Annotated in this window: 23 protein-coding genes; 11 read left to right on the forward strand and 12 right to left on the reverse strand. The window is 72.5% G+C overall.

Features of this window, described 5'->3' with window-relative positions:
* Positions 1-25: 25 nt before the first annotated feature.
* From sigJ to NI25_RS02715, 9 genes are all read right to left on the reverse strand, one after another.
* Entirely contained in the window at positions 26-955 is a 930-nt protein-coding gene (gene sigJ / locus NI25_RS02675; RefSeq protein ID WP_061440869.1) for an RNA polymerase sigma factor SigJ, read from the reverse strand.
* Between the two features lie 4 nt (positions 956-959).
* The gene (locus NI25_RS02680; protein ID WP_061440870.1) at positions 960-1,703 is read right to left on the reverse strand and encodes a PIG-L deacetylase family protein; all 744 of its coding nucleotides are present in this window, start codon (positions 1,701-1,703) and stop codon (positions 960-962) included.
* Positions 1,704-1,758: 55 nt separating this feature from the next.
* Positions 1,759-3,060, reverse strand: a complete 1,302-nt coding sequence (locus NI25_RS02685; RefSeq protein ID WP_061440871.1) for an alpha/beta fold hydrolase — start codon at positions 3,058-3,060, stop codon at positions 1,759-1,761.
* Between the two features lie 127 nt (positions 3,061-3,187).
* On the reverse strand, positions 3,188-4,213 hold the full coding sequence (locus tag NI25_RS02690; RefSeq protein WP_061440872.1) for a LacI family DNA-binding transcriptional regulator: 1,026 nt from the start codon (positions 4,211-4,213) through the stop codon (positions 3,188-3,190).
* An 87-nt stretch (positions 4,214-4,300) separates the two neighbouring features.
* On the reverse strand, positions 4,301-4,621 hold the full coding sequence (locus NI25_RS02695; RefSeq protein ID WP_061440873.1) for an L-rhamnose mutarotase: 321 nt from the start codon (positions 4,619-4,621) through the stop codon (positions 4,301-4,303).
* Positions 4,622-4,702: 81 nt separating this feature from the next.
* Positions 4,703-5,785, reverse strand: coding sequence for a rhamnose ABC transporter substrate-binding protein (gene rhaS / locus NI25_RS02700; RefSeq protein WP_061440874.1), 1,083 nt, complete (start codon positions 5,783-5,785; stop codon positions 4,703-4,705).
* 39 nt (positions 5,786-5,824) lie between these two features.
* The gene (locus tag NI25_RS02705) at positions 5,825-6,838 is read right to left on the reverse strand and encodes an ABC transporter permease (RefSeq protein WP_061440875.1); all 1,014 of its coding nucleotides are present in this window, start codon (positions 6,836-6,838) and stop codon (positions 5,825-5,827) included.
* The gene (locus tag NI25_RS02710) at positions 6,831-7,871 is read right to left on the reverse strand and encodes an ABC transporter permease (RefSeq protein WP_061440876.1); all 1,041 of its coding nucleotides are present in this window, start codon (positions 7,869-7,871) and stop codon (positions 6,831-6,833) included. Before NI25_RS02710 ends, NI25_RS02705 begins: the two co-directional genes overlap by 8 nt.
* The gene (locus tag NI25_RS02715; protein WP_061440877.1) at positions 7,868-9,385 is read right to left on the reverse strand and encodes a sugar ABC transporter ATP-binding protein; all 1,518 of its coding nucleotides are present in this window, start codon (positions 9,383-9,385) and stop codon (positions 7,868-7,870) included. The genes NI25_RS02710 and NI25_RS02715 overlap by 4 nt, the downstream gene beginning before the upstream one ends.
* Positions 9,386-9,663: 278 nt before the next feature.
* Here NI25_RS02715 and rhaI point away from each other — a divergent pair, with 278 nt between their 5' ends.
* From rhaI to NI25_RS02755, 8 genes are all read left to right on the forward strand, one after another.
* Positions 9,664-10,824: an L-rhamnose isomerase gene (gene rhaI / locus NI25_RS02720; protein ID WP_061440878.1), complete on the forward strand. Its 1,161-nt coding sequence runs from the start codon at positions 9,664-9,666 to the stop codon at positions 10,822-10,824.
* A gap of 107 nt (positions 10,825-10,931) precedes the next feature.
* Positions 10,932-12,971, forward strand: a complete 2,040-nt coding sequence (locus NI25_RS02725) for a bifunctional rhamnulose-1-phosphate aldolase/short-chain dehydrogenase (RefSeq protein ID WP_061440879.1) — start codon at positions 10,932-10,934, stop codon at positions 12,969-12,971.
* Positions 12,968-14,422, forward strand: coding sequence for a rhamnulokinase (locus tag NI25_RS02730; RefSeq protein ID WP_061440880.1), 1,455 nt, complete (start codon positions 12,968-12,970; stop codon positions 14,420-14,422). The genes NI25_RS02725 and NI25_RS02730 overlap by 4 nt, the downstream gene beginning before the upstream one ends.
* A 79-nt stretch (positions 14,423-14,501) precedes the next feature.
* Positions 14,502-15,257 carry a (Fe-S)-binding protein gene (locus tag NI25_RS02735; RefSeq protein WP_061440881.1) on the forward strand — a complete coding sequence of 252 codons (756 nt, stop codon included), beginning with the start codon at positions 14,502-14,504 and terminating at the stop codon, positions 15,255-15,257.
* A complete protein-coding gene (locus NI25_RS02740; RefSeq protein WP_061440882.1) occupies positions 15,254-16,747 on the forward strand; it encodes a LutB/LldF family L-lactate oxidation iron-sulfur protein in 1,494 nt (497 codons plus the stop codon). Before NI25_RS02735 ends, NI25_RS02740 begins: the two co-directional genes overlap by 4 nt.
* The gene (locus tag NI25_RS02745; RefSeq protein WP_061440883.1) at positions 16,744-17,391 is read left to right on the forward strand and encodes a LutC/YkgG family protein; all 648 of its coding nucleotides are present in this window, start codon (positions 16,744-16,746) and stop codon (positions 17,389-17,391) included. The genes NI25_RS02740 and NI25_RS02745 overlap by 4 nt, the downstream gene beginning before the upstream one ends.
* A 120-nt stretch (positions 17,392-17,511) precedes the next feature.
* Positions 17,512-18,303 (forward strand): ABC transporter ATP-binding protein, encoded by a 792-nt coding sequence (locus tag NI25_RS02750; RefSeq protein WP_061440884.1) that lies wholly within the window; start codon positions 17,512-17,514, stop codon positions 18,301-18,303.
* 3 nt (positions 18,304-18,306) lie between these two features.
* A complete protein-coding gene (locus tag NI25_RS02755) occupies positions 18,307-19,617 on the forward strand; it encodes an FtsX-like permease family protein (RefSeq protein WP_061440885.1) in 1,311 nt (436 codons plus the stop codon).
* A gap of 73 nt (positions 19,618-19,690) precedes the next feature.
* Here NI25_RS02755 and NI25_RS02760 read toward each other — a convergent pair whose 3' ends face one another.
* The 3 genes from NI25_RS02760 to NI25_RS02770 form a co-directional block, all read right to left on the reverse strand.
* Positions 19,691-20,050: a cupin domain-containing protein gene (locus NI25_RS02760; protein ID WP_061440886.1), complete on the reverse strand. Its 360-nt coding sequence runs from the start codon at positions 20,048-20,050 to the stop codon at positions 19,691-19,693.
* A gap of 79 nt (positions 20,051-20,129) precedes the next feature.
* Complete coding sequence (locus NI25_RS02765) at positions 20,130-21,107, reverse strand: threonine/serine dehydratase (RefSeq protein WP_061440887.1); 978 nt, start codon at positions 21,105-21,107, stop codon at positions 20,130-20,132.
* Between the two features lie 8 nt (positions 21,108-21,115).
* On the reverse strand, positions 21,116-21,796 hold the full coding sequence (locus NI25_RS02770; protein ID WP_061440888.1) for a helix-turn-helix transcriptional regulator: 681 nt from the start codon (positions 21,794-21,796) through the stop codon (positions 21,116-21,118).
* Between the two features lie 146 nt (positions 21,797-21,942).
* Here NI25_RS02770 and NI25_RS02775 point away from each other — a divergent pair, with 146 nt between their 5' ends.
* The 3 genes from NI25_RS02775 to NI25_RS02785 are packed head-to-tail and all read left to right on the forward strand — an operon-like array spanning position 21,943 to position 24,250.
* Entirely contained in the window at positions 21,943-22,410 is a 468-nt protein-coding gene (locus tag NI25_RS02775) for a GntR family transcriptional regulator (RefSeq protein WP_061440889.1), read from the forward strand.
* Positions 22,407-23,297, forward strand: a complete 891-nt coding sequence (locus NI25_RS02780; RefSeq protein ID WP_061440890.1) for an ATP-binding cassette domain-containing protein — start codon at positions 22,407-22,409, stop codon at positions 23,295-23,297. Before NI25_RS02775 ends, NI25_RS02780 begins: the two co-directional genes overlap by 4 nt.
* On the forward strand, positions 23,294-24,250 hold the full coding sequence (locus tag NI25_RS02785; RefSeq protein WP_061440891.1) for an ABC transporter permease: 957 nt from the start codon (positions 23,294-23,296) through the stop codon (positions 24,248-24,250). The genes NI25_RS02780 and NI25_RS02785 overlap by 4 nt, the downstream gene beginning before the upstream one ends.

A 24,250-nucleotide genomic window follows, 5' to 3' on the forward strand; every position in this document is an offset into this window, starting at 1 on the left:
GCCGGGGCCGGCCCCGCGCGGGCGGTCAGGCCTCCAGCGCGGACAGGTCCAGCCGGGCCAGCCGCTCCGGGTCGGAGAGGATGTACAGACCCGTGATGAGACCGTCGGCGACGGTGACGTAGGTGACCGACCGCGCCTGTCCCTCGGACACCGCGACGGTGCCGACCGCGCCGTTGACCAGGACGACGCGGGCGAACCCGGCGAGGTGGCGGAAGTGGAACGCCCCGGTGGCGACCGTCCGCGCTCCCTGCACCACCTTGGACGCCGCCACGCCCCGGGCGAGCGCGCCGGCGTCGGCCCGCAGCACCACGTCCGGGTGGAGGACGGACACCAGGGCCTCGAAGTCACCGGCGCGGCTCGCGGCCAGGAACGCCTCGACCACCCGGCGCTGGCGGCCCAGGTCCGGTTCGGCGGCGGGGGTCGCCTCGCGCACCCGGCGCCGGGCCCGGCTGGCGAGCTGCCTGGTGGCGGCAGGGGTGCGCTCGACGACCGGTGCGATGTCGTCGAAGGGCACGGCGAACATGTCGTGCAGCACGAACGCCAGTCGCTCGGCCGGTTCCAGGGTCTCCAGGACGACCAGCAGGGCGATGCCGACCGAGTCGGTGCGGAGGGCCTCCTGCTCCGGATCGGCCTGCGGCAGGGCTCGCAGCACCGGGTCCGGCACGAAGGTGTCGAAGCCCTCGGTCATCGGCTCCTCGCGGCGCGCGGTACGGGAGCGCAGCAGGTCCAGGCAGATCCGGCCGGTCACGGTGGTCAGCCAGGCTCCGAGGTTGTCGATGCCGTCCTCGCCGGAGCGGTCGAGCCGCAGCCAGGCCTCCTGGACGGCGTCCTCCGCCTCGGCCAGTGAGCCGAGCATGCGGTAGGCCACCGCCTTGAGCTGTCCGCGGTGCTCCTCGAAGCGCTCCGCGAGACGCTGCTGCCCCTGTACGTCGTGCACGTCCTGCTCCCCCACCATGCCGCTACCGTCCGAAGACTTCGAAGGTCACTGCCGGCTTGCCGCCGAACCGCTCCCCGGCGGCCTGGGCGAAGCCGGTGAGGAAGCCGCGCACGTACGTCTCCGGGTCCTCGTCGGTCAGCACCTCGATGTAGGTGCGGTGTTCCAGCAGCGAGCGCACCGCGCGCTCGAGGCCCGGGGTGGCGTCCACGGCGTGGGTGGGCGAGGAGGAACCGGCGACCGCGACCCAGCGCACGCCGTTCCACGGTTCGAGGCCCTGCTCCGCCAGCTCCGGGAAGATCCACCGGTTGCCCGCGTCGGCCACCGCGTCGAGCGTGGCGCGGCCGACGGCGACGTGGTCCGGGGTGTTCCAGGCGACGCCGCCCCAGGTGTCCCGGTGGTTCATGGTGATGACCAGCTCGGGCCGGTGCCGGCGGATCGCGGCGGCGATGTCGCGGCGCAGCGCGGTGCCGTACTCGATGACACCGTCCCGGTGGCCGAGGAACTCCACCTCGCTCACCCCGACGACGGCGGCACTGGCGCGCTGCTCCCGCTCACGCAGCGGTGCGCACTCGTCCGGCGGCAGCGTGTCGATGCCCGCCTCGCCCCGGGTCGCGAGCACGTAGGCGACCTCGCGTCCCTCGTCGGTCCAGGCCGCGATCGCCGCCGAGCAGCCGTACTCCAGGTCGTCCGGGTGGGCCACGACGGCGAGGGCGCGGCGCCAGTCTCCGGGCATGGGCTCCAGTTGCGTGATCGTCGGCTCCGTCATGCCCGCACACTAACCCGCGCCGCCGACATCCCACCCGGTAATTCCGGGAGTGCCGTCATGCCTCGTCGCGGGCGAGTGCGAGCAGCCGGTCCAGGACACGGGGGCCGCCGACCCGTACGCCGTCGTGCTCGAACTCGTCGGTGACCCAGGTGCGCAGACCCCGGATCGCGCGGGCGGTGGTCAGCGCGTGCGCGGTGTCGACGTACATGTCGTCGTGGTAGACGGCCGCGGCGGCGGGCACCTCGTTGGCGGCCAGGCGGGCCGGGTCGTACAGCGGGGTCCAGTCGGTGCGGGCGGCGAGCAGTTCCGCCGTCTCGCGCAGCGGGCGCAGGGCCGGGTCGCAGTCGTACATCCAGGGGTGGATGGTCTCGCCGGTGAACAGGAGCGGTTCGTCGCCCGCGAGGGCCTTGGCGGCGTCGAAGCGCGGGAACTCGGCGCGGACCCGCTCGGCGGACCAGGCGGTGGGGCGCGCGTCCTGGCCGTAGATGGCCTCGTGGACGAGGGCGTACAGCGGCCGGCTCGCGTACGACAGCAGTCCCTGGACCTGTTCCTGGAAGGCGTCGGAGAGCTCGTGCCCGTTCGGGGTGCGGACGAAGGCGTCCTCCAGGAGGAAGTGCAGCTGGTGGCTGCCCTCGCCGCCGCCGAGCATGATGCCGAGGGACTGGAAGGCCTCCACGGTGAGGCGGTAGCCGTTCGGCAGGACCACGTCGTGGGTGAGGAGGTGGTCGGCGATGCGGCGGGCGCGTTCGACGTCCTGCGGATAGCGGGCGTAGTGCGCGGCGACCTTGCGCTCGATGCGGGGGTAGGCGGCCCGGTAGACGTCGTCGGCGTGGGCGTCGAGGGAGGGCAGACCGCCGGTGATCAGCGCGGTGCGCACGCCCCCGGGGGCGAGCGACAGGTAGGTGACGGTGCAGAAGCCGCCGAAGCTCTGGCCCAGGACGGTCCACGGGGCGCCGCCGGTGACCTGGGGGCGGATGGCCTCGCAGTCCCGGACGATGGCGTCGGCGCGGAAGTGGGCGAGGTAGTCGGCCTGCTCGGCGGGGCCGCCGCGCAGCGGGAGGGTCTGGCGGTTCGCCGGGGTGGAGGCACCGGTGCCGCGCTGGTCCAGGAGCAGCACGCGGTACTCCTCGAGGGCGCGGCCGAACCAGGCGGGGCGGCCGACGAAACGGTTCGCCTTGCCTCCGGGGCCGCCCTGGAGGTACAGCAGCCACGGCAGGTCCTGGTCGGCCTTGTCGCTCGCGACGGCCTCGCGGGCGTACAGCTCGATCGTCTCGCCGCTCGGGTCGGCGTGGTCGAGGGGCACGGTGAAACGGCGGTCGGTGAGGACGACGCCTGGCTGGCGGTAGCTGACGCTCAACGGGGCTCCCGGGGCGGACGGACGCGACGGCCGATTCTTTCGGCCGTGTCCCAGTTCAGCACACCGTCCTGCGGCGTCCGACCCCCGGGATCATGAAATCGTTTCGAACGGTCTGCTGAACGCCGGGTCAGCGGGCGCCGAGGCTGGAGTGCCGCACCACCAGTTCGGGCTGGAGGACGACCCGGCGGTGCGGGTGGGCCCGGTCCGTGCCCTCCAGCTCGGTCTCCTCCAGGAGCAGTTCGGCTGCCATGGCGCCCATGGTGACGGCGGGCTGGCGCACGGAGGTGAGCGGGACGGCCGCGGCGGCGGCGAACTCGATGTCGTCGTAGCCCACGATCGCGAGGTCGTCCGGGACGCCGACCCCGGCGGCGTACATGGCCTGCAGGACTCCGAGGGCGAGCAGGTCGTTGGCGCAGAAGACGGCGGTCGGCCGGTCGGCGAGGCCCAGCAGGCGGGCGCCGGCGTCGCGGCCCGCGGCGACGTCGAGCCGCTCGGTGGGCAGTTCGCGCAGCGCGTCGGGGCCGAGCCCGGCCTCGGCGAGCGCGGTGAGGGCGCCGGTGCGGCGGTCGCGGACCTGGTTGAGGCCGGGCGGGCCGCTGACGTAGGCGATGGAGCGGTGTCCGGCGTCCACGAGGTGGCGCACGGCCAGCGCGCCGCCCGCGACGTCGTCGACGGAGACCGAGCACTCGGTGGTGCCCTCGGCGACCCGGTCGACGAGCACGAACGGGATGTTGTGGCGCCGGAAGCCCTCGATGTTGCGGCCGGTGGCGTCGGCGGGGGTGAGCAGGACGCCGCGGACCCGCTGCTCGGCGAAGAGCGAGAGGTACTCGGCCTCCTCGGCCGGGTTCTGGGCGCTGTTGCAGACCATCACGCCGAGCCCGGCCTGGCGGGCGGCCCGTTCGGCACCGCGTGCGACGTCGACGAAGAACGGGTTGCCCATGTCCAGGACGAGCAGCCCCATGATGCGGCTGCGGCCCGCGCGCAGCTGGCGCGCGGACTCGCTGCGGACGTAGCCGAGCCGGTCGATCGCGGAGAGCACCCGCGCCCTGGTCTCGGTCGCCACGGTGTCGGGGCGGTTGATGACGTTGGAGACCGTGCCCACGGAAACTCCGGCGGCGCGGGCGACATCCTTGATACCCACGGAATGGGCCATCGGGCAGGGACCTCCGAGGTCGGGGTGGGTGTGGGGGCGGCCGCAGGACTTTCACACAGTACCCGGGCCGCCCCGGCCGGGCCCCCGTCAGGCGAGGTGGAACACCTCGGTGAGCGGTTTCATCGCTTCGTCGGGGCGGGCCCCGTCGAGGGACTCGAAGAGCGGGCCCATCTCCGCCTGCCAGCGGGCGTTGACCTCGGTGGCCTCCATGCCCGCCCGCGCGGCGGCGAAGTCGTCGGTCTCCAGGTAGCCGACGAGCAGGCCGTCGTCGCGCAGGAAGAGCGAGTAGTTGTGCCAGCCGGTGGCGGAGAGTGCCTCGCACATCTCGGGCCACACGGCGGCGTGGCGTTCGCGGTACTCCGCGATGCGGTCCCGGCGGACCTTGAGCAGGAAACAGACGCGCTGCATGAAGTACCGCTCCCGTACGAAGGGTGGGGACTGTACGAAGGTGGGACTGTACGAAGGTGGGGACTGTGCGAAGGACGGGGCCTAGAAGTTGTACTGGTCGACGTTGTCGGCGGTGAACACGGTCGGCTTGCCGAGGTCGATCACGCCGTCCTTGCCGATGGTGTACTCGCCCAGGGCGCCGGCCTCGAAGGTCTCGCCCTCCTTGCCGGTGATCTGGCCGGAGGCCAGGGCGACGGCGGTGCGCGCGGCCAGTTCGCCGAGCTTGGCCGGGTCCCACAGCTCGAACGCCTCGACGGTGCCGTTCTTGACGTACTTGCGCATGTCGTTGGGGGTGCCGAGGCCGGTCAGCTTGACCTTGCCCTTGTACTTGGAGCCGGACAGGTACTGGGCGGCGGCCTTGATGCCGACGGTGGTCGGGGAGATGATCCCCTTCAGGTTGGGGTGCTCCTGGAGCAGGCCCTGGGTCTGCTGGAAGGACTTCTGGGCGTCGTCGTCTCCGTAGGCGACCTTGACCAGCTTGATGTCCTTGTACTTCGGATCCTTCAGCTCGTCCTTCATGATCTCGATCCAGGCGTTCTGGTTCGTCGCGGTCTGCGCGGCGGACAGGATCGCGATCTCGCCCTTGTTGCCGATCTGCTCGGCCAGCTGCTGCACCTGGGTGCGGCCGATGTCGTCGGCGGAGGCCTGGGAGATGAAGGCGTTGCGGCACTCGGGGTTGGTGTCCGAGTCGTAGGTGACGATCTTGATGTCGTTCTTCATGGCCTGCTTGAGCGCGGTGCACAGCGCGCCCGGGTCCTGCGCGGAGACGGCGATGGCGTCGACCTGCTGCTGGGTGAGCGTGTTGACGTAGGAGACCTGGCCGGCGGTGTCGGTGCCGCTGGAGGTGCCGACCTCCTTGTAGCTGGAGCCCAGCTCCTCGAGGGCCTTCTCGCCGCCCTTGTCGGCGACGGTGAAGTAGGGGTTGTTGACCTGCTTGGGCAGGAAGCCGACGGTCAGCCCCTTCTTCGTCGCGGCGTTGGGGTCGGCCTTGCCCGCGGCGGCGGCCTTGCCGCCCTCGTCCTTGACGTCCTCCTTGGTGGTGCCGCCGCAGGCGGTGGCCGCCAGGGCGAGGGAGGTGACGGCGGCGAGTGCCGCGCAGGTACGGCGGATGGACGACTTGCGCATGGTGGGTTCCTTACGGGGGTGGACGGAGCCGGTGACGGGTTACGGGGTGGGCGCGGGCGTCTTGGACGGGGGCGCCGTCGCCGCCCTGCGTCCGGCCCTCGCGAGGGAGACCTGCCGCGCGACCCGGGGGCCGAGCACGGAGAGGACGAGCAGGACGCCGGTGACGACGATCTGCGACTGGGCGGAGACGTCCCGCAGGCTCATCACGTTCTGCAGCGCGCCGAGCAGGAACACGCCCGCGATCGCCCCGCCGAGGGTGCCCTTGCCGCCGTCGAAGTCGATGCCGCCCAGGAGCACGGCGGCGACGACGGAGAGTTCGAGGCCGGTGGCGTTGTCGTAGCGGGCGCTGGCGTAGTGCAGGGCCCAGAAGACGCCGGTGAGGGCGGACATCAGGCCGGTCAGCGTGAACAGGATCAGCTTCTGCCGCTTGACCCGGATGCCGGCGAACCGGGCGGCCTCCTCGCTGGCGCCGATGGCGAACAGCGAGCGGCCGAACGGCATGGCGTGCAGGGCGAGGACGGCGACGGCCAGCAGCACGAGGAAGGGCAGGAAGGCGTACGGGACGAAGGTGCCGTCGATGCGTCCGGCCGCGAAGTCCAGGTACTGCGCGGGGAAGTCGGTCACCGCGTCGGAGCCGAGCACGATCTGCGCGATGCCGCGGTAGGCGGCCATGGTGCCGATGGTGACGGCGAGGGAGGGCAGCCCGAGCCGGGTGACGAGCAGGCCGTTGACCAGGCCGCAGACCACGCCGAGCAGCAGGCAGATGGGGATGATCGTCTCGATGGTCATGCCCTGGTTCCACAGCGCGCCCATGACCGCGCCGGACAGACCCGCGGTGGAGGCGACCGACAGGTCGATCTCGCCGGAGACGACCAGCAGCGTCATCGGCAGGGCGATGAGTGCGATCGGCAGGGTGTTGCCGATGAGGAAGGACAGGTTGAGGGCGTTGCCGAACCCGTCGACAAAGCCGAAGGAGAGCAGCAGGACGACCACGAGGAGGGCGCCCACCACGGTGTCCCAGCGGACGGCGCGCGTCAGGGAGGTGTCAGCCATGGCGGGCGTTCCTCTTCTTCAGGGCGTTGGCCACGCGCAGGGCGACGATCCGGTCGACGGCGATGGCGAGGATGAGCAGAATGCCGTTGATGGCCAGCACCCACACGGAGCTGACGCCGAGGGCGGGCAGCACGCTGTTGATCGAGGTGAGCAGGAGCGCGCCGAGGGCCGCGCCGTAGACGCTGCCGGAGCCGCCGGTGAAGACGACGCCGCCGACCACCACGGCGCTGACGACGGTCAGTTCGTAGCCGTTGCCGGTGCCGGAGTCCACGTTGCCGAAGCGGGCGAGGTACAGGGCGCCGGCGAGTCCGGCGAGGGCGCCGCAGAAGGTGTAGGCGGCCAGGATGCGCTTGCGGACCGGAATGCCGGCCAGGCGGGCGGCGTCGGGGTTGGAGCCGAGCGCGTACAGCTCGCGTCCGCTGCCGAAGTGCTTGAGGTAGTACGCGGTGGCGACGAGCACCGCGAGGGCGATCAGCGCCAGCCACGGTACGGCGGAGATGCCGCCGGAGCCGAAGTCGACGAAGCCGCCGGGCAGGTCGGCCGCGGTGATCTGCCGGGAGCCGACCCAGATGGAGTCGATGCCGCGGATGATGTAGAGGGTGCCGAGGGTGACCACCAGGGCGGGCACCTGGCCGAGGCTGACCAGAAGGCCGTTGAGGAGGCCGAAGCCGACGCCCGTCAGCACCGCGAGCAGCACCGCGACGACGGGGTTGCCGCCGTCCTGGAGCCAGACGCCGGCGGCGAAGGCGCTGATGCCGAGGGTGGAGCCGACGGACAGGTCGACGTTGCGGGTGATGACGACCAGGGACTGGCCGGTGGCGACCAGGACCAGGATGGTCGCGTTCAGCAGGAGGTCCTTGATGCCCTGCTCGGACAGGAACTCGCTGTTGCCGGCCTGGGTGATGGCGATCATCACCAGGAAGACCAGCAGGATGGCCAGTTCGCGCATCTTGAAGATGCGGTCCACGAGCCGGGTCGCACCGGCCCCCGGCACGTCGGCCACGAGGGCCTTCTCGGGTGCGGTGACCGTCATGCGGCGGCCCTCCCCGTGGCTGCGGCCATCACGGTCTCCTCCGTGGCGTCGGCGCGGGCTATCTCGGCGGTCAGGCGCCCCTCGTGCATCACCAGGACGCGGTCGGCCATGCCGAGGACCTCGGGCAGGTCGGAGGAGATCATCAGGACGGCCACGCCGTCGGCGGCGAGCTGCGAGAGCAGTCGGTGCACCTCGGCCTTGGTGCCGACGTCGATGCCGCGGGTGGGCTCGTCGACGATCAGTACCTTGGGGCCGGTGGCCAGCCACTTGGCGAGTACGACCTTCTGCTGGTTGCCGCCGGACAGGGTGGCGACGGTGTCGGCGATGCGGGCGTACTTGACCTGGAGCTTGACCGCCCAGTCGAGGGAGCGGCTGCGTTCGGCGCCGCGGTCCACGAACCCGCCCTTCACGGTCGTCCGCAGGCCGGTGAGGCCGATGTTGCGCTCGATGGACATGTCCATCACCAGGCCCTGGGCCCGGCGGTCCTCCGGGACCAGGGCGAGGCCCGCGGCCATCGCGGTGGAGGGCGCGCCGTTGACGAGCGGCTTGCCGTCGACCTCTACCTCCCCCGCGTCCCAGCGGTCGACGCCGAAGACGGCGCGGGCGACCTCGGTGCGTCCGGCGCCGACCAGTCCGGCCAGCGCGACGATCTCACCGCGCCGCACCTCGAAGGAGACGTCGGTGAAGACGCCCTCGCGGGTCAGGCGGCGCACGCTGAGCGCGGTCTCGCCGGGGGTGACCTCCTGCTTGGGGTACAGCTCGTCGAGATCGCGGCCGACCATGCGGCGCACCAGGTCGTCCTCGGTCATGCCCTCGAGGGGCTCGCCTGCGATCCAGGCGCCGTCGCGCAGGGTGGTGACCCGCTCGCAGATGCGGAAGATCTCCTCCAGGCGGTGGGAGACGAACAGCACCGCGGCGCCCTGTTCGCGCAGGGTGCGCACCACGCCGAAGAGGCGGGCCACCTCGCTGCCGGTGAGGGCGGCGGTCGGCTCGTCCATGATCAGGACGCGGGCGTCGAAGGAGAGCGCCTTGGCGATCTCGACGATCTGCTGGTCCGCGATGGACAGGCCGCGCGCGGGCCGGCCGGGGTCCAGCTCGACGCCGAGGCGCAGCATCAGTTCGGCGGTGGCGGCGTGGGTGGCCTTGTGGTCGATGCGGCCGAGGGCGCGGCGCGGCTGGCGGCCCATGAAGATGTTCTCGGCGATCGACAGGTCGGGAAAGAGGGTGGGCTCCTGGTAGATCACGGCGATGCCGGCGTCCCGGGCGTCGCCGGGACCGTGGAAGACGACCGGTGCGCCGTCGAGCAGCACCTGGCCGGCGTCCGGCCGGTGCACACCGGCCAGCGTCTTGATGAGGGTCGACTTTCCGGCGCCGTTCTCGCCGGCGAGGGCGTGCACCTCGCCGGGGAACAGCTCCAGGGAGACGTCCCGCAGCGCACGGACCGCGCCGAAGGACTTGGAGACGTCCCTGAGCGCCAGAACCGGGGCCGAACCCGTGTCGGACGGGTGGGTCATTGGGGGCTCCTCGACGACGCCGGGCGGGGCGGCCCTCACGGCATCGTGAAAGGTTTCAACTCGGTTGCCGGGGACGTTAGGCAGCGAGGGTATGTCACGTCAATGGTTCCGCGTCGAAAAAGTTTCGAACTCCGAAGGTCACGGCGGAGTCACGGACAGCCGGGGCGGCGAGAAGGGTTGACACCCTTTCGAGGGGCTCATAACTTCGCGTTCTGAATCGTTTCATCCATGGTCGTGCTCACAGCGGGAACACGACCCGATGCCACAGGAGCGCCGAAGTGACCGAGCTCGCCGCGGTGAAAGCCGCGCTCAAGACCCAGGCCGTCGAGACGCCGTCGTGGGCGTACGGCAACTCGGGCACCCGCTTCAAGGTGTTCGCCCAGGCCGGTGTGCCGCGCGACCCCTTCGAGAAGCTGGACGACGCGGCGAAGGTGCACGAGTTCACCGGCGTGGCCCCGACCGTGGCCCTCCACATCCCCTGGGACCGGGTCGAGGACTACGCCGCGCTGGCCGCACACGCCGAGAAGCGGGGCGTGCGGATCGGCGCGATCAACTCCAACACCTTCCAGGACGACGACTACAAGCTGGGCAGCATCTGCCACCCCGACGCGGCGGTGCGCAGGAAGGCCGTCGACCACCTGCTGGAGTGCGTCGACATCATGGACGCCACCGGGTCGCGCGACCTGAAGCTCTGGTTCGCCGACGGCACGAACTACCCCGGCCAGGACGACGTCCGTTCCCGCCAGGACCGGCTGGCCGAGGGCCTGGCCGAGGTGTACGAGCGGCTCGGCGAGGGGCAGCGGATGCTCCTGGAGTACAAGCTCTTCGAGCCGGCGTTCTACACGACGGACGTGCCGGACTGGGGCACGGCGTACGCGCACTGCCTGAAGCTGGGCGAGAAGGCACAGGTCGTGGTCGACACGGGGCACCACGCGCCGGGCACGAACATCGAGTTCATCGTGGCGACGCTGCTGCGGGAGGGGAAGCTCGGCGGGTTCGACTTCAACTCGCGCTTCTACGCGGACGACGACCTGATGGTGGGCGCGGCCGACCCGTTCCAGCTGTTCCGGATCATGTACGAGGTGGTGCGCGGGGGCGGGTTCACGTCCGACGTGGCGTTCATGCTCGACCAGTGCCACAACATCGAGGCGAAGATCCCGGCGATCATCCGGTCGGTGATGAACGTGCAGGAGGCCACGGCGAAGGCGCTGCTGGTCGACGGTACGGCGCTGGCCGCCGCGCAGGCCTCGGGGGATGTGCTGGAGGCCAACGCGGTGTTGATGGACGCGTACAACACGGACGTGCGTCCGCTGCTGCGGGAGGTGCGGGAGGAGTCGGGGTTGGACCCCGAGCCGATGAAGGCGTATCGCTCCTGCGGGTGGGCGGAGAAGGTTGTCACCGAGCGGGTTGGCGGGCAGCAGGCGGGGTGGGGGGCGTGACCATCTGCCTGGTTCCCGTTGTTCGCGGACTGCGGGTTGTTCGTGGTTGATCGCGCGGTTCCCCGCGCCCCTGAAAGTCACCCCCGTTCACAAAGGACTGTAAAGACATGGCGACCCACCCTGCGGCCGACGCCCTCCTCGCCCGTTCCCATCGGCTCGGCGCCGATCCGCGCAACACCAACTACGCCGGCGGCAACGCGTCCGCCAAGGGCACCGGGACCGACCCCGTCACGGGAGGTGATGTCGAGCTGATGTGGGTCAAGGGGTCCGGCGGGGATCTCGGGACGCTCACCGAGGCGGGGCTCGCCGTGCTGCGGCTGGACCGGATGCGGGCGCTCAAGGGCGTCTACCCGGGCGTCGAGCGCGAGGACGAGATGGTCGCCGCCTTCGACTACTGCCTGCACGGCAAGGGCGGCGCCGCGCCCTCGATCGACACGGCGATGCACGGGCTGGTCGAGGCGGCGCACGTCGACCACCTGCACCCGGACTCCGGGATCGCGCTGGCCTGTGCGGCGGACGGCGAGAAGCTGACCGCCGAGTGCTTCGGGGACACCGTGGTGTGGGTGCCGTGGCGGCGTCCCGGGTTCCAGCTCGGGCTGGACATCGCCGCCGTGAAGGAGGCCAACCCGCAGGCGATCGGCTGTGTGCTCGGCGGGCACGGCATCACCGCCTGGGGCGACACGTCCGAGGAGTGCGAGCGCAACTCGCTGCACATCATCCGCACCGCCGAGGCCTTCCTGGCCGAGCGGGGGAAGGCCGAGCCCTTCGGTCCGGTGATCGCGGGGTACGAGGCGCTGCCCGCGGCCGAGCGGCGGGAGCGGGCGGCGGCGCTGGCTCCGTACGTCCGCGGTCTGGCGTCCCGGGACCGGGCGCAGGTCGGGCACTTCACCGACTCCGACGTGGTACTGGACTTCCTCGCGCGGGCCGAGCACCCGCGGCTCGCCGCGCTCGGCACCTCCTGCCCGGACCACTTCCTGCGGACGAAGGTGCGGCCGCTGGTTCTGGACGTGGCCCCGTCCGCACCGCTGGAGGAGGCCGTCGCCCGGCTCAGGGAGCTGCACGCGGCCTACCGCGAGGAGTACGCCGCGTACTACGAGCGGCACGCCGAGCCCGGCTCCCCCGCCATGCGCGGTGCCGACCCGGCGATCGTGCTGGTGCCGGGCGTGGGCATGTTCAGCTTCGGCAAGGACAAGCAGACCGCCCGGGTGGCCGGCGAGTTCTACGTCAACGCGATCAACGTGATGCGCGGCGCCGAGGCGGTGTCGTCGTACGCGCCGATCGAGGAGTCGGAGAAGTTCCGCATCGAGTACTGGGCGCTGGAGGAGGCCAAGCTCCGGCGGATGCCGAAGCCGAAGCCGCTGGCCACCCGGGTCGCCCTGGTGACCGGCGCGGGCAGCGGGATCGGGAAGGCCATCGCGCGCCGGCTGGCCGACGAGGGGGCGTGCGTGGTCGTGGCCGACCTGAACGCCGAGAACGCGGCCGCGGTCGCAAAGGAGCTGGGCGGGGACGACAAGGCCGTGGCCGTGCGCGTCGACGTCACCTCCGAGGAGCAGATCGCCGACGCCTTCCGGGCGGCCGTGCTCGCCTTCGGCGGGGTGGACCTGGTGGTCAACAACGCGGGGATCTCGGTCTCCAAGCCGCTGCTGGAGACCACCGCGAAGGACTGGGACCTGCAGCACGACATCATGGCCCGGGGTTCCTTCCTCGTCTCGCGCGAGGCGGCCCGGGTGATGACCGCGCAGGAACTGGGCGGCGACATCGTGTACATCGCGTCGAAGAACGCCGTGTTCGCCGGCCCGAACAACATCGCCTACTCCGCCACCAAGGCCGACCAGGCCCACCAGGTGCGCCTCCTCGCCGCCGAACTGGGCGAGCACGGCATCCGGGTCAACGGCGTCAACCCCGACGGTGTGGTGCGCGGTTCCGGGATCTTCGCGGGCGGCTGGGGCGCCGAGCGCGCCGCCGTGTACGGGGTGCCGGAGGAGAAGCTGGGCGAGTTCTACGCCCAGCGCACGCTGCTCAAGCGCGAGGTGCTGCCCGAGCACGTCGCCAACGCCGTGTTCGCGCTGACCGGCGGCGACCTGACTCACACCACCGGTCTGCACGTCCCGGTCGACGCCGGCGTGGCCGCCGCGTTCCTGCGATGAGCGCCGCCGTGGACCTCACGTCGTACGCCGCAATCGACCTCGGCGCGTCCAGCGGGCGCGTCATGGTCGGCCGCGTCGGCCCCGGCCGGCTGGAGCTGACCGAGGCGCACCGCTTCCGCAACCGGCCGGTCCGTACGCCCGACGGGCTGCGCTGGGACGTCCTCGCGCTGTACGCCGGGGTGCTGGACGGGCTGCGGGCGGCCGGGCCGGTGGCCTCGGTGGGCGTGGACAGCTGGGCCGTCGACCACGGCCTGCTGGACGCGGACGGGGCACTGCTCGGCAACCCCGTGCACTACCGGGACGCCCGCACCGAGGGCGTCCCGGAGAAGGTGTGGGCCACGCTGCCGGCCGGGGAGCTGTACGCGGCGACCGGGTTGCAGTACGCGCCCTTCAACACCCTGTACCAGCTCGTCGCCGCCCGGGGCACGGCCCAGTTCGCGGCGGCCCGGCGGCTGTTGCTGATCCCGGACCTGCTGACGTACTGGCTGACCGGCGAGCAGGGCACGGAGCTGACCAACGCCTCCACGACCCAGCTGATCGACCCCCGCACCCGGGACTGGTCCCGTCAGGTCGCGGACCGGCTGGGGATCGACCTCGGCCTGTTCGCACCGCTGCGCCGGCCCGGCGACCCGGCCGGGCTGCTGCGGCCGGAGGTGCTGGAGGAGACCGGCCTGGCGGGGCCCGTGCCGGTGACGGCGGTCGGCTCGCACGACACCGCCTCCGCGGTGGCCGCCGTACCGGCCGCGGACGAACGGTTCGCCTACATCTGCACCGGCACCTGGTCGCTGGCCGGGCTGGAACTGACCGCGCCGGTGCTGTCGGAGGAGAGCCGGGCCGCCAACTTCACCAACGAGCTGGGGCTGGACGGCACGGTCCGCTACCTGCGCAACATCATGGGTCTGTGGCTGCTCCAGGAGTGCCTGCGGGAGTGGGGCGACCCCGGTCTGGGCGGGCTGCTGACCGAGGCGGCCCGGGTGCCGGGGCTGCGGTCGGTGGTCGACGCGGGTGACGCGGCGTTCCTTGCGCCGGGGCGGATGCCGGAGCGGATCGCGGAGGCGTGCCGCGCGTCCGGGCAGCCGGTGCCCGAGTCGCCGGCCGAGGTGACGCGATGCATCCTCGACTCGCTGGCGCTGGCCCACCGCAGGGCCGTGGCGGACGCCCAGCGGCTCGCCGGGCACCCCGTCGACGTGGTGCACGTGGTCGGCGGCGGCACCCGCAACGCGCTGCTGTGCCAACTGACGGCCGACGCCTGCGGGCTGCCGGTGGTGGCGGGGCCGACGGAGGCCGCCGCGCTCGGCAACGTCCTCGTGCAGGCCCGCGCCCACGGCCTGGTCGGCGACCTCGCCGGCATGCGGCGGCTGGTGTCGCGCACCCAGTCGCTGACCCGCTACGAACCGGCCGGCGACACGGCGCGCTGGCGGGCCGCCGAGGCCCGACTCGCCCACCGGTGAACCGGGTCTCCCCCGCCCTCCACCCCGACGACTACCCTGCTCTGGGCATGCGCCCGACGATCGAACACGAGGAGCCGCGATGCGTGTCGCCCTGTTCCTGACCTGCGTCAACGACACGCTCTATCCGGACACCGGCCGGGCGGTGGTGAAGCTGCTCACCCGGCTGGGTGTCGACGTCGACTTCCCCATGGCCCAGACCTGTTGCGGTCAGGCGCACTACAACACCGGTTACCGGCACGAGGCCGAGCCGCTGGCCCGGCGCTTCGCCGACGTGTTCGCGGGCTACGACGCGATCGTGACGCCGTCGGGCTCGTGCGGGGCGATGGTGCGGGAGCTGTATCCGCGGATGGGCGAGCGGGCGCGGGCGGAGGGGCGCGGGGACGGGCTCGCGGCCACGCTGGCGCCGGTGGTCCCGAAGACGTACGAGCTGACGGAGTTCCTGGTGGACGTGCTGGGGGTGACCGACGTGGGGGCGTACTACCCGCACACGGTGACGTACCACCCGACCTGCCACGGTCTGCGCAGCCTCGGCCTGGGCGACCGGCCGAGGCGCCTGCTGGAGGCGGTGAAGGGGCTCGAACTGGTGGAGCTGCCGGGCGCCGAGGAGTGCTGCGGCTTCGGCGGGACCTTCGCCGTGAAGAACTCCGACGTGTCGGCGGCGATGGGCGCGGACAAGGTGCGCAACGCCCAGTCCACGGGCGCGGAGGTGCTGTGCGCGGCCGACAACTCCTGTCTGATGCACATCGGCGGGACCATGGCGCGGCTGCGCACGGGCATGCGGCCGGTGCACATCGCGGAGATTCTGGCGAGCACTCAGGAGGCGGTGACCGCGTGAGCGGGACGTTCGTGGGAATGCCGGCCTTTCCCGAGGCGGCGCGGGAGGCCGTGGGCGACGAGACGTTGCGCGGCAACCTGCGTCACGCCACGCACACCATCCGGGACAAGCGGGCCCGCGCGGTCGCCGAGCTGGACGACTGGGCGGCGCTGCGCGAGGCGGGGAAGCGGATCAAGGACCACACGCTGCGCCATCTCGACCGGTACCTGGTGCAGGTGGAGGAGGCGGTGACGGCCGCCGGCGGCACCGTGCACTGGGCCGCCGACGCGGACGAGGCCAACGAGATCGTCGCCCGGCTGGTCAAGGAGACCGGCGAGAGCGAAGTCGTCAAGGTCAAGTCGATGGCCACGCAGGAGATCGCCCTCAACGAGGCGCTCCAGGCGCAGGGCATCCGCGCCTACGAGACCGATCTCGCCGAACTGATCGTGCAGTTGGGCAAGGACCGGCCCTCGCACATCCTGGTGCCGGCCATCCACCGCAACCGGGGCGAGATCCGGGACATCTTCCGCTCCGAGATGAGCGAGTGGGGCCGTCCGGCGCCCGAGGATCTGACGGACACGCCCGCCGAACTCGCGGAGGCGGCCCGGCTGCACCTGCGGGAGAAGTTCCTGCGGGCCAAGGTCGGCATCTCGGGCGCCAACTTCGTGGTGGCCGAGACCGGCACGCTGGTGGTCGTGGAGTCCGAGGGCAACGGGCGGATGTGCCTCACCCTGCCCGAGACGCTGATCTCGGTCGTCGGGATCGAGAAGATCGTGCCGAGGTGGCAGGACCTGGAGGTGTTCCTGCAGACCCTCCCCCGCTCCTCGACGGCCGAGCGCATGAACCCGTACACGTCCATGTGGACGGGCACCGGCGGCGGCCGGAACGGGGAAGGGGACGGTCCGCGCACGTTCCACCTGGTGCTGCTGGACAACGGCCGCACCGACACCCTCGCCGACGAGGTCGGCCGCCAGGCCCTGCGCTGCATCCGCTGCTCGGCCTGCCTGAACGTGTGCCCGGTGTACGAACGGGCCGGCGGCCACGCCTACGGCTCGGTGTATCCGGGCCCGATCGGCGCCATCCTCAGTCCCCAACTGCGGGGCACCGAAAGCGAGATCGACGCGTCCCTGCCGTACGCCTCCTCGCTGTGCGGGGCGTGCTACGAGGTGTGCCCGGTCGCCATCGACATCCCCGAGGTGCTGGTGCACCTGCGGGAACGGGTGGTGCAGGGCGGACCGGCCGTACGGAACGGCAACCGGGTGGTGCTGAAGCCGGCCGGGGGACACGCGGCCGAGCGGGCGGCGATGCGGGCGGCGCAGTGGGCGTTCACGCACCCGGGCGCACTGCGGACCGGGCAGCGCCTGGCCTCGCGCACCCGCCGTCTGCATCCGCGCACCCTGCCCGGTCCCGGCCGGGCGTGGAGCGGCAGCCGGGACCTTCCGGCGGTGCCCGCGGAGCCGTTCCGGGACTGGTGGCAGCGCACGCGCGGTGGAAGGGACGGGGCGAAGTGAGCAGCAGGGAACGTATCCTGGGCCGGGTCCGGCGGGCGCTGGCGGACGTGCCGGACGACGCGAGGCCCTACGAGGAGACCATCGTCCGGGGCTATCTGCGCGAGCACGGGCAGCGGTCCGCCGCTCGGACGGTGGACCTCCTCGCCGAGAACCTGGCCGACTACCGGGCGATCGTGCACCGGTGCGCGGACGGGCAGTTGCCCGAGCTGCTCGCCCGTCTCCTGACCGCGCACGGCTCGCGGAGCGTGGTGGTACCGCCGGGGTTGCCGAGCCGGTGGCTGGGGGCCGTCGACGCGCCGCTCGTCCAGGACCTGGCGGCGAGTACGGCGGCGGAACTCGACGAGGTCGACAGCGTGGTCACCGGCTGCGCCGTGGCCGTCGCCGAGACCGGCACGATCGTCCTGGACGGCTCCCCCGACCAGGGACGGCGGCGCATCACCCTGGTCCCGGACCACCACGTCTGCGTGGTGCGCGTACCGGACCAGGTGGTGTCGTCGGTCCCGCGGGCCCTCGAACGCCTCGACCCGAAGCGGCCGTTGACGTGGATCTCCGGGCCCTCCGCGACCAGTGACATCGAACTGGACCGGGTCGAGGGGGTGCACGGTCCGCGCACCCTGGAGGTGGTGCTGCTGGGCGGCTCGTAGCACGGCCGGGGTGTCGCTGGGTACACCCCCCGATACGGGCTCTGCGCCCAGTGTGGCCCGGCCCCGCTCTCCGTAGCGTCTTCCACGAGGCACCGCACAGGGCGGGCCGCACGGAAGGTGATGACCATGTTTCGCTCCGGAGCACGAGGCAGCCACGACCCGGGCCCCGCCCCCGAGGCCCTCCGGCTCGTCAAGGTGACCCGTACGTACGGCTCGGCGGAGAACGCCGTGAGGGCCCTGGACGGTGTGACGCTGAGCCTGGGGCGCGGGACGTTCACCGCGGTGATGGGGCCGTCGGGTTCGGGCAAGTCCACGCTGCTGCAGTGCGCGGCCGGCCTCGACCGGCCGGACAGCGGCATCGTGTGCGTGGACGGCAAGGAGCTGACGGGTGGCGGCGAGGCGGAGCTGACGAAGTTCCGGCGCGGCCGGGTCGGGTTCGTGTTCCAGCAGTACAACCTGCTGGAGACGCTGACCGTCGCGCAGAACACGGTGCTGCCGCTCAAGCTGGCCGGACGGCGCGTCGACCGGAAGCGGGCGCGGGAGATCCTGACCTCGGTCGGTCTGGGGGACCGGCTCGGTCACCGTCCCGACCAGCTCTCCGGCGGTCAGCGGCAGCGGGTGGCGATCGCCCGGGCCCTCGTCACCGAACCCCGGGTGATCTTCGCGGACGAGCCGACCGGTGCCCTGGACACGCGCAGCGCCCGGCAGGTGCTGCTGCTCCTCCAGGAGGCGGTGCGGGTGCACGGGCGGACCGTGGTGATGGTGACGCACGACCCGGTCGCCGCCTCGTACGCCGACTCGGTGGTCTTCCTCGCCGACGGCCGGCCGGCGGGGCGGATGGACGCCCCGACGCCGGACGCGGTCGCGGAACGCCTCGCGCACCTGGGCGACGACGTGCCGGCGGGGGTGTGAGCGATGTTCGTACTGGCTCTCCGGTCGATCCGGCGCCGTCCCGGACGGTTCCTCGCGACGCTGCTGTCCGCCTTCCTGGGGGCGGGGATCATCATGACGTTCAACTCGATGCACGACACGGCCGGACAGGCCGGCGTCGACCCGGTCAGTTCGGAGACTCTGGGCACGGCGGCGGGGGTGGTCGGCGGGTACGGGACCCTGCTGGTGTTCTTCGCGGTGGCCTCGACGCTGACGGTCAACGTGCGTCAGCGCACCGCCGAGCTGGAGCTGCTGCGCTGCTCGGGGGCGACCCCGGCGCAGATCAAGCGGATGGTCGTGGGTGAGGCGGTGGCCGTGGCCCTGGTGGGCGCGGCGCTGGCGATCGGACCGGCGATGCTCGGCGGACGGGCCCTGCTCGGCCTGTTCCAGGACAGCGGCCAGGTGGCGCGGTCCGTGGACTACTCCTTCGGTCCGGTCGCGCTGCTGAGTGGTGTGGACATCACGCTGCTGGCGTCCGCGGGCGCCGCGTTCCTGGCGGTGCGGCGGCTGACCCGGGGCCGTCGGGAGCGGACCGGGGCCAAGCGGTTCCTGGCGTGTGCGGCACTGGTCACCGGTGCCCTCGGGGCCTGCTCCACCTTCCTGTTCTCCGCGACGGACGAGGCGCTGATGGCGGCGCCGGCCTACGGGGCGATCCTGCTGTCGGTCGGTTTCGCGCTGCTGTCCCCGCGGCTGCTGAAGGGCGTGCTCGACCGGCTGCCGCTGAGCGGCGCGAGCGGCTGGCTGGCCGTGCGGAACCTGCGGGAGCGGGCGGATCAGCTGGCCGGGATCCTGGTGTCGCTGATCATGTTCACCGCCGTGTCGACGGCGACGGTCACGATGCAGGCCGTGGAGAGCGACGCGGTGAAGGCCTCGGGTCTGGTGAAGTCGGTCGACGCGAAGAACCTGGAGACGCTCAACCTCACGGTGGTCGGCATCATCGCGGTGTTCGTGTGCGTGATGCTGGTCAACTCGCTGTACGCGGCGACGACGTACCGGGCGCGTGAATTCGGTCAACAGCGGCTGGCGGGGGCGACGCCGGGACAGGTGCTGGGCGTGGTGGCCGTCGAGGGCGTGGTTCTCACGGTGACGGGCGTGTTCTTCGGGACGGTGGCCGCGCTGGCCGGTGTGGTGCCGTTCACGGTGGTCCGCACCGACGCCGTGCTGCCGGACCAGTTCTTCGGCGTGTGGCTCGCGATGGTGTCGGTGTCGGCGGCGGCGACGCTGGGCACGAGCCTGGGCACGGCCCGGCGGGTGCTGCGGACACCGGCGGTGGGGGCGGTGACGGCGGCCGCGTGAACGGCGGAAGGGGAGAGGGGGCGGCCACAGTGACGGTCGCCCCCTCTCCCCTCCCTGTCTTCCGGTTCTCCGGTCAGTCGGCCTTGGCGTACTCCTTCGCCATGCCGCCGGCGAAGTCGTACACGACGCACTGTCCGTCGCCCACGACCCAGGCGTCGTGGCCCGGTGAGCAGACGAAGACGTCGCCCGGTCCCACTTCGCTCTCGGTGCCGTCGTCCATGCGGACGTGCATGCGTCCCTCGACGACGTAGCAGTTGTGGTGGATCATGCAGCTGTCGGTGCCGGCGATCGGCGCCACGGACTCCGACCAGCGCCAGCCCGGTTCGAAGGTGGCGACGGCGAAGTCGAGCCCTTCCATGTGGACGGCCTCGATGTGCCCGCGCGGAAAGTCGCGCCGCTCGTCCGGCTTGTCGAGCGTCTTTGCCTCCAGCATGACGCTCCTCCTTTCCCTGGCCCCACCACTCCATCGTCCGCCTGTCAACTCGGGGGCGCCATCCGGGGGACCCGCGGCGTCAGCGGGGCCCGCCGCAGAGTTCGGCGAAGCGGGCGGCGTCCACGTTGCCGCCGGAGAGGATCACGCCGACGCGGCGGGGCAGGGGGTCGATCCGGCCGCTGAGCAGAGCGGCCAGCGGGGTGGCCCCGCTGGGTTCGAGGACGGTCTTCAGCCGTTCGAAGGCGAACCTCATCGCGTGCCGGATCTCGTCGTCCGAGACCAGCACGATCCCGTCCAGGAGTCTCCGGTTGAGGGAGAACGTCAGCTCGCCGGGGGTGGGCAGGGCCTGGCCGTCGGCGATGGTGCGGGGGACGGGCACGGTGACGCGCCGGCCGGCTTCCAGGGAGCGCCTGGTGTCGTCCCCGGCCTCCGGTTCGACGCCGATCACCCGGGTCCCTGGGTACAGGGCCTTGACGGCGGTGGCGCTCCCGGCGATCAGTCCGCCGCCGCCGACCGGCGCGATCAGCGCGTCGAGTTCTCGCGTTTCCTCGACCAGTTCCAGGGCGGCGGTGCCCTGGCCCGCGATGACGTGCGGGTGTTCGTAGGGCGGGATCAGGGTCAGGCCCCGGTCGGCGGCCAGAGCCCCGGCGATGGCCGCGCGGTCGCCGGTGTAGCGGTCGTAGGTGACGATCTCGGCGCCGTAGCCGGCGGTGGCCTCCCGTTTGGAGGGCGGCGCGTCCTCGGGCATCACGATCACGGCGGTGGTGCCCAGCTCGCGTGCGGCCAGGGCGACGGCCTGGGCGTGGTTGCCCGAGGAGTAGGCGGCGACGCCCCGGGCCAGCTGCTCGGGCGCGAGGCGGGAGGCGGCGTTGTAGGCCCCCCGGAACTTGAAGGCGCCGACCCGCTGGAGGTTCTCGCACTTGAGGTGGATTTCGGCGCCGACGAGGGCGTCCAGGGTGCGCGAGCGCAGGACGGGGGTGCGGTGTGCGACGCCCTCGACGCGGGCGGCGGCGGAGCGGACGTCGTCGAGGGTGACCGGCGGGGTGGTGGACGTCACGGGTGTCCTCAGGGGGTGTCGGCGGCCGGGCCGGGGACGGCGCGGGCCTGGGAGAGGTAGTGGTAGGCGGAGGCGCGGGAGATGCCGAGCCGGGCGGCGACGTGCTCGACCGAGCGGCGTACGGCGAAGACCCCGCGCCCGTCGAGGTCGCGGAACAGCTCCAGTCGCCGCTCCCGGTCCAGCGCCGCCCAACTGGTGTCCCGGCGCAGCGGGTGGTCGTCGACGATGGCGTCCACCACGGCGTCGATGTCGTCGCCGAAGGTGGTGGCCGGGACTTCGGCGGGGGTGCGGGCGGTGCCCGCGAGGGCGCCGAGGAGGGCGTGGGCGCGGTCGACGGCGCTGACGTCCAGGTTGACGCACAGGGCGCCGAAGACGGCGCCCGTGGAGTCGCGCAGCACCATGGTGGACGACTTGAGCAGGGTGCCCCCGGGCGTGCGGGTGACGTAGTTCAGCTCGTCGCGGGCCTCGTCCCCGCGGGCCAGCACGCGCATGCCGATCTCGCTCATCGCGCCGCCCACGGTCCGCCCGGTCACCGACCCGGCGACGGCCACGACCGAGTGCTCGGGGTGCCGGTAGTCGTGGAGCACCACCTCGCAGACCGGTCCGAACGTCGCGGCGACGCCGTCGACCACCGGTCGCAGCGCGGCGAGGACGGCGTCGCGTTCGGCGTCCAGTGCGGGTTCCGTCATCGGTCCCTCCTCGTGCGGACTCCAGGACAGGACTCCAGGAGATGAGCCAGACTACACGTCCATCTTCTGGACGGACAGTCCAGGCGCTCGACGTTTGACATCCGGGTGCGGTGTGATCATGCTTCTACTAATGAATTAATGAAAGCATGGAAGGTGACGTGGTCGAGTACCGAATCGATCGGCAGAGCGGCATCCCGGCCTACGTGCAGATCGTGCGGCAGACCGAGCAGGCGCTCCGGATGGGCGTGCTGCGGGTCGGGGACAGGCTCCCGACGGCCAAGGAGGTCGTCGCCGCCACCGCCATCAACCCCAACACCGTGTTCCGGGCGTACCGCGACATGGAGCAGGCCGGACTGGTCCGCTCCCGGCGCGGGCTCGGCACCTTCGTGACGCGGTCCCTGGCGCGCCCCGGCGCGGAGGACGACTCGCCGCTGCGGGCCGGCCTCGCCGAGTGGGTCGCACGGGCCCGGTCGGCCGGACTGGAACGGGACGACGTTCTCGCCCTGGTCACGGCGGCCCTCGACGAGCACGACACGCAACACGAGCGACATGAGCGACACGAGCGACACGAGAACGACCCGGGCGACCGGGAACGGAATCAGGAGGACGCATGACCGGGCCTGACGAGCCCGCCGCGCTGCACGCAACGGACCTCGGGTTCCGCTACCGGGCCCGCGGCACGTGGGCCCTGCGGGAGTGCGGGTTCACGGTGCCCCGTGGCCGTATCACCGCCCTGGTCGGCCGCAACGGCGCCGGCAAGAGCACCCTGCTCCACCTGGCCGGCGGCCTGCTGCGCCCCGCGCACGGGGAGATACGCGTCCTGGGCACCGCCCCGGACGGTGCGGCCGCGCGCACCCGCGTCGCCCTGCTCACCCAGGACAAGCCCCTCTACCCGCGTTTCACGGTGGCCGACACCCTGCGCATGGGCGGCAAGCTGAACGCCGCGTGGGACCGGGCGGTCGCCGAGCGGGTCGTGCGCGAGGGCGGCATCGCGCCGTCCGTCCGGGTGGGCGAGCTGTCCCCGGGCCGGCGCACCCGCGTGGCGCTCGCCCTGGCGCTGGGCAAGCGGCCGGAACTGCTCCTGCTGGACGAGCCGCTCGCCGACCTGGACCCGGTGGTGCGCGGCGAGATCATGGCGACGCTGATGGCCGAGGCGGCGGAGCGCGAGGTGAGCATCGTGCTGTCCTCGCACGTCCTGCCCGACCTGGAGCAGACCTGCGACTGGGTGACGCTGCTGCGGGCCGGCCGGGTGGAGCTGAACGAGGACGCCGACGCGCTGCGCGAGGGCCACCTCCTGCTCACCGGCCACGCCGACGAGGAGCCGGCGCTGCGGGAGCACACCGTGGTGCACCGCCGGGTGCACGGGCGGCAGCTGACCGCGCTGGTCCGGCCGCGCGGCCCGGTCGGCGGCGCCTTCCACGTGGAGCGGCCCGGCCTGGAGGAGATCCTGCTCGGCCACCTCCAGGGCGCCGCCGGCGGTGCGAAGGGGGCGGCGGCGTGAAGGGGACGCTCTGGCTGGCCTGGCGCCAGCAACGGGCCCTGGCCGGCTGCGCCGCCGCGGTCCTGCTGGCCGCCGTCGCGCTCGCCGCGTACTTCCGGGCGGGCATGCTCGACGACCTGCACAGCGGGGTGTTCGACCACTGCGACCCGGGGCCGCTGTACTGTTCCCGGCCCCAGGACGGCCTGCCCCAGTTCCTGGACGTCGAGCCGCTCAAGCTGCTGGGCGCGCTCAACATGGCGCTGCCCGCCCTGGTCGGCATGTTCTGGGGGGCGCCGCTGCTGGGCCGGGACCGGGAGCTGGGCACCCACCGGATGGTCCTGTCCCAGGGCGTCGGCCGCGCCCAGTGGTTCGCCTCCCGGTTCGCCCTGGCGGCGCTGGGGACGGTGGTGCTGTCCGGGTCGCTCGCCCTGCTGTTCCGCTGGTGGTGGGAGCCCGCCGTCAACCGCAGTTACGGCGTCTTCTGGTACGAGGCCACCGCCCTGACCGGCTCGGGCCCCTCCCTGGTCGCCGCCGCGCTGTTCGGCCTGTCCGTGGGCACCCTCGCGGGCCTGCTCACCCGCCGGGTGCTCTCCGCCGCGGCCCTGACCCTGCTGGTCACCGGCGCGGTGGCGGTGCTGGTGCAGTGGACGCACCGGGCCCGCCTGCTGGTACCGCCGCAGCGCTACGTCAGCGCCGGCTGGCGGCCCAAGGAGCCGATGGGCGACAAGTGGTCCACCGGGCACTACGGCCTGATCACCGGTTCCGGCCGCCGGGACTCCGTCCTGGAGTGCCCCTACCCCTCCGGCCGCGAGCTGCGAGAGTGCATGACCGGGAACGGGTATGTCTCCCGCTACTACGAGGCCAACCCGGCCGGCGACTACTGGGCCTTCCAGTGGGCCGACACGGCGCTGCTCGGCGGCCTCGCCCTCGTCCTCGTCCTCGTCACCGTCCTGCTGCTGCGCCGCCGGGTCTGA

It is taken from the genome of Streptomyces sp. CCM_MD2014, from assembly GCF_000772045.1.
Lineage (GTDB): Bacteria > Actinomycetota > Actinomycetes > Streptomycetales > Streptomycetaceae > Streptomyces > Streptomyces salinarius.

Excerpts from the sequence above, each read along its gene's own strand:
- NI25_RS02760 (WP_061440886.1), bottom strand. The coding sequence starts at position 20,050 with ATGCTGGAGGCAAAGACGCTCGACAAGCCGGACGAGCGGCGCGACTTT.
- NI25_RS02680 (WP_061440870.1), bottom strand. The coding sequence starts at position 1,703 with ATGACGGAGCCGACGATCACGCAACTGGAGCCCATGCCCGGAGACTGG.
- NI25_RS02705 (WP_061440875.1), bottom strand. The coding sequence starts at position 6,838 with ATGGCTGACACCTCCCTGACGCGCGCCGTCCGCTGGGACACCGTGGTG.
- NI25_RS02715 (WP_061440877.1), bottom strand. The coding sequence starts at position 9,385 with ATGACCCACCCGTCCGACACGGGTTCGGCCCCGGTTCTGGCGCTCAGG.
- NI25_RS02730 (WP_061440880.1), top strand. The coding sequence starts at position 12,968 with ATGAGCGCCGCCGTGGACCTCACGTCGTACGCCGCAATCGACCTCGGC.
- NI25_RS02750 (WP_061440884.1), top strand. The coding sequence starts at position 17,512 with ATGACCATGTTTCGCTCCGGAGCACGAGGCAGCCACGACCCGGGCCCC.
- sigJ (WP_061440869.1), bottom strand. The coding sequence starts at position 955 with ATGGTGGGGGAGCAGGACGTGCACGACGTACAGGGGCAGCAGCGTCTC.
- NI25_RS02695 (WP_061440873.1), bottom strand. The coding sequence starts at position 4,621 with ATGCAGCGCGTCTGTTTCCTGCTCAAGGTCCGCCGGGACCGCATCGCG.
- NI25_RS02775 (WP_061440889.1), top strand. The coding sequence starts at position 21,943 with ATGGAAGGTGACGTGGTCGAGTACCGAATCGATCGGCAGAGCGGCATC.
- rhaS (WP_061440874.1), bottom strand. The coding sequence starts at position 5,785 with ATGCGCAAGTCGTCCATCCGCCGTACCTGCGCGGCACTCGCCGCCGTC.
- NI25_RS02755 (WP_061440885.1), top strand. The coding sequence starts at position 18,307 with ATGTTCGTACTGGCTCTCCGGTCGATCCGGCGCCGTCCCGGACGGTTC.
- NI25_RS02735 (WP_061440881.1), top strand. The coding sequence starts at position 14,502 with ATGCGTGTCGCCCTGTTCCTGACCTGCGTCAACGACACGCTCTATCCG.
- NI25_RS02770 (WP_061440888.1), bottom strand. The coding sequence starts at position 21,796 with ATGACGGAACCCGCACTGGACGCCGAACGCGACGCCGTCCTCGCCGCG.
- NI25_RS02710 (WP_061440876.1), bottom strand. The coding sequence starts at position 7,871 with ATGACGGTCACCGCACCCGAGAAGGCCCTCGTGGCCGACGTGCCGGGG.
- NI25_RS02780 (WP_061440890.1), top strand. The coding sequence starts at position 22,407 with ATGACCGGGCCTGACGAGCCCGCCGCGCTGCACGCAACGGACCTCGGG.
- NI25_RS02725 (WP_061440879.1), top strand. The coding sequence starts at position 10,932 with ATGGCGACCCACCCTGCGGCCGACGCCCTCCTCGCCCGTTCCCATCGG.
- NI25_RS02690 (WP_061440872.1), bottom strand. The coding sequence starts at position 4,213 with ATGGCCCATTCCGTGGGTATCAAGGATGTCGCCCGCGCCGCCGGAGTT.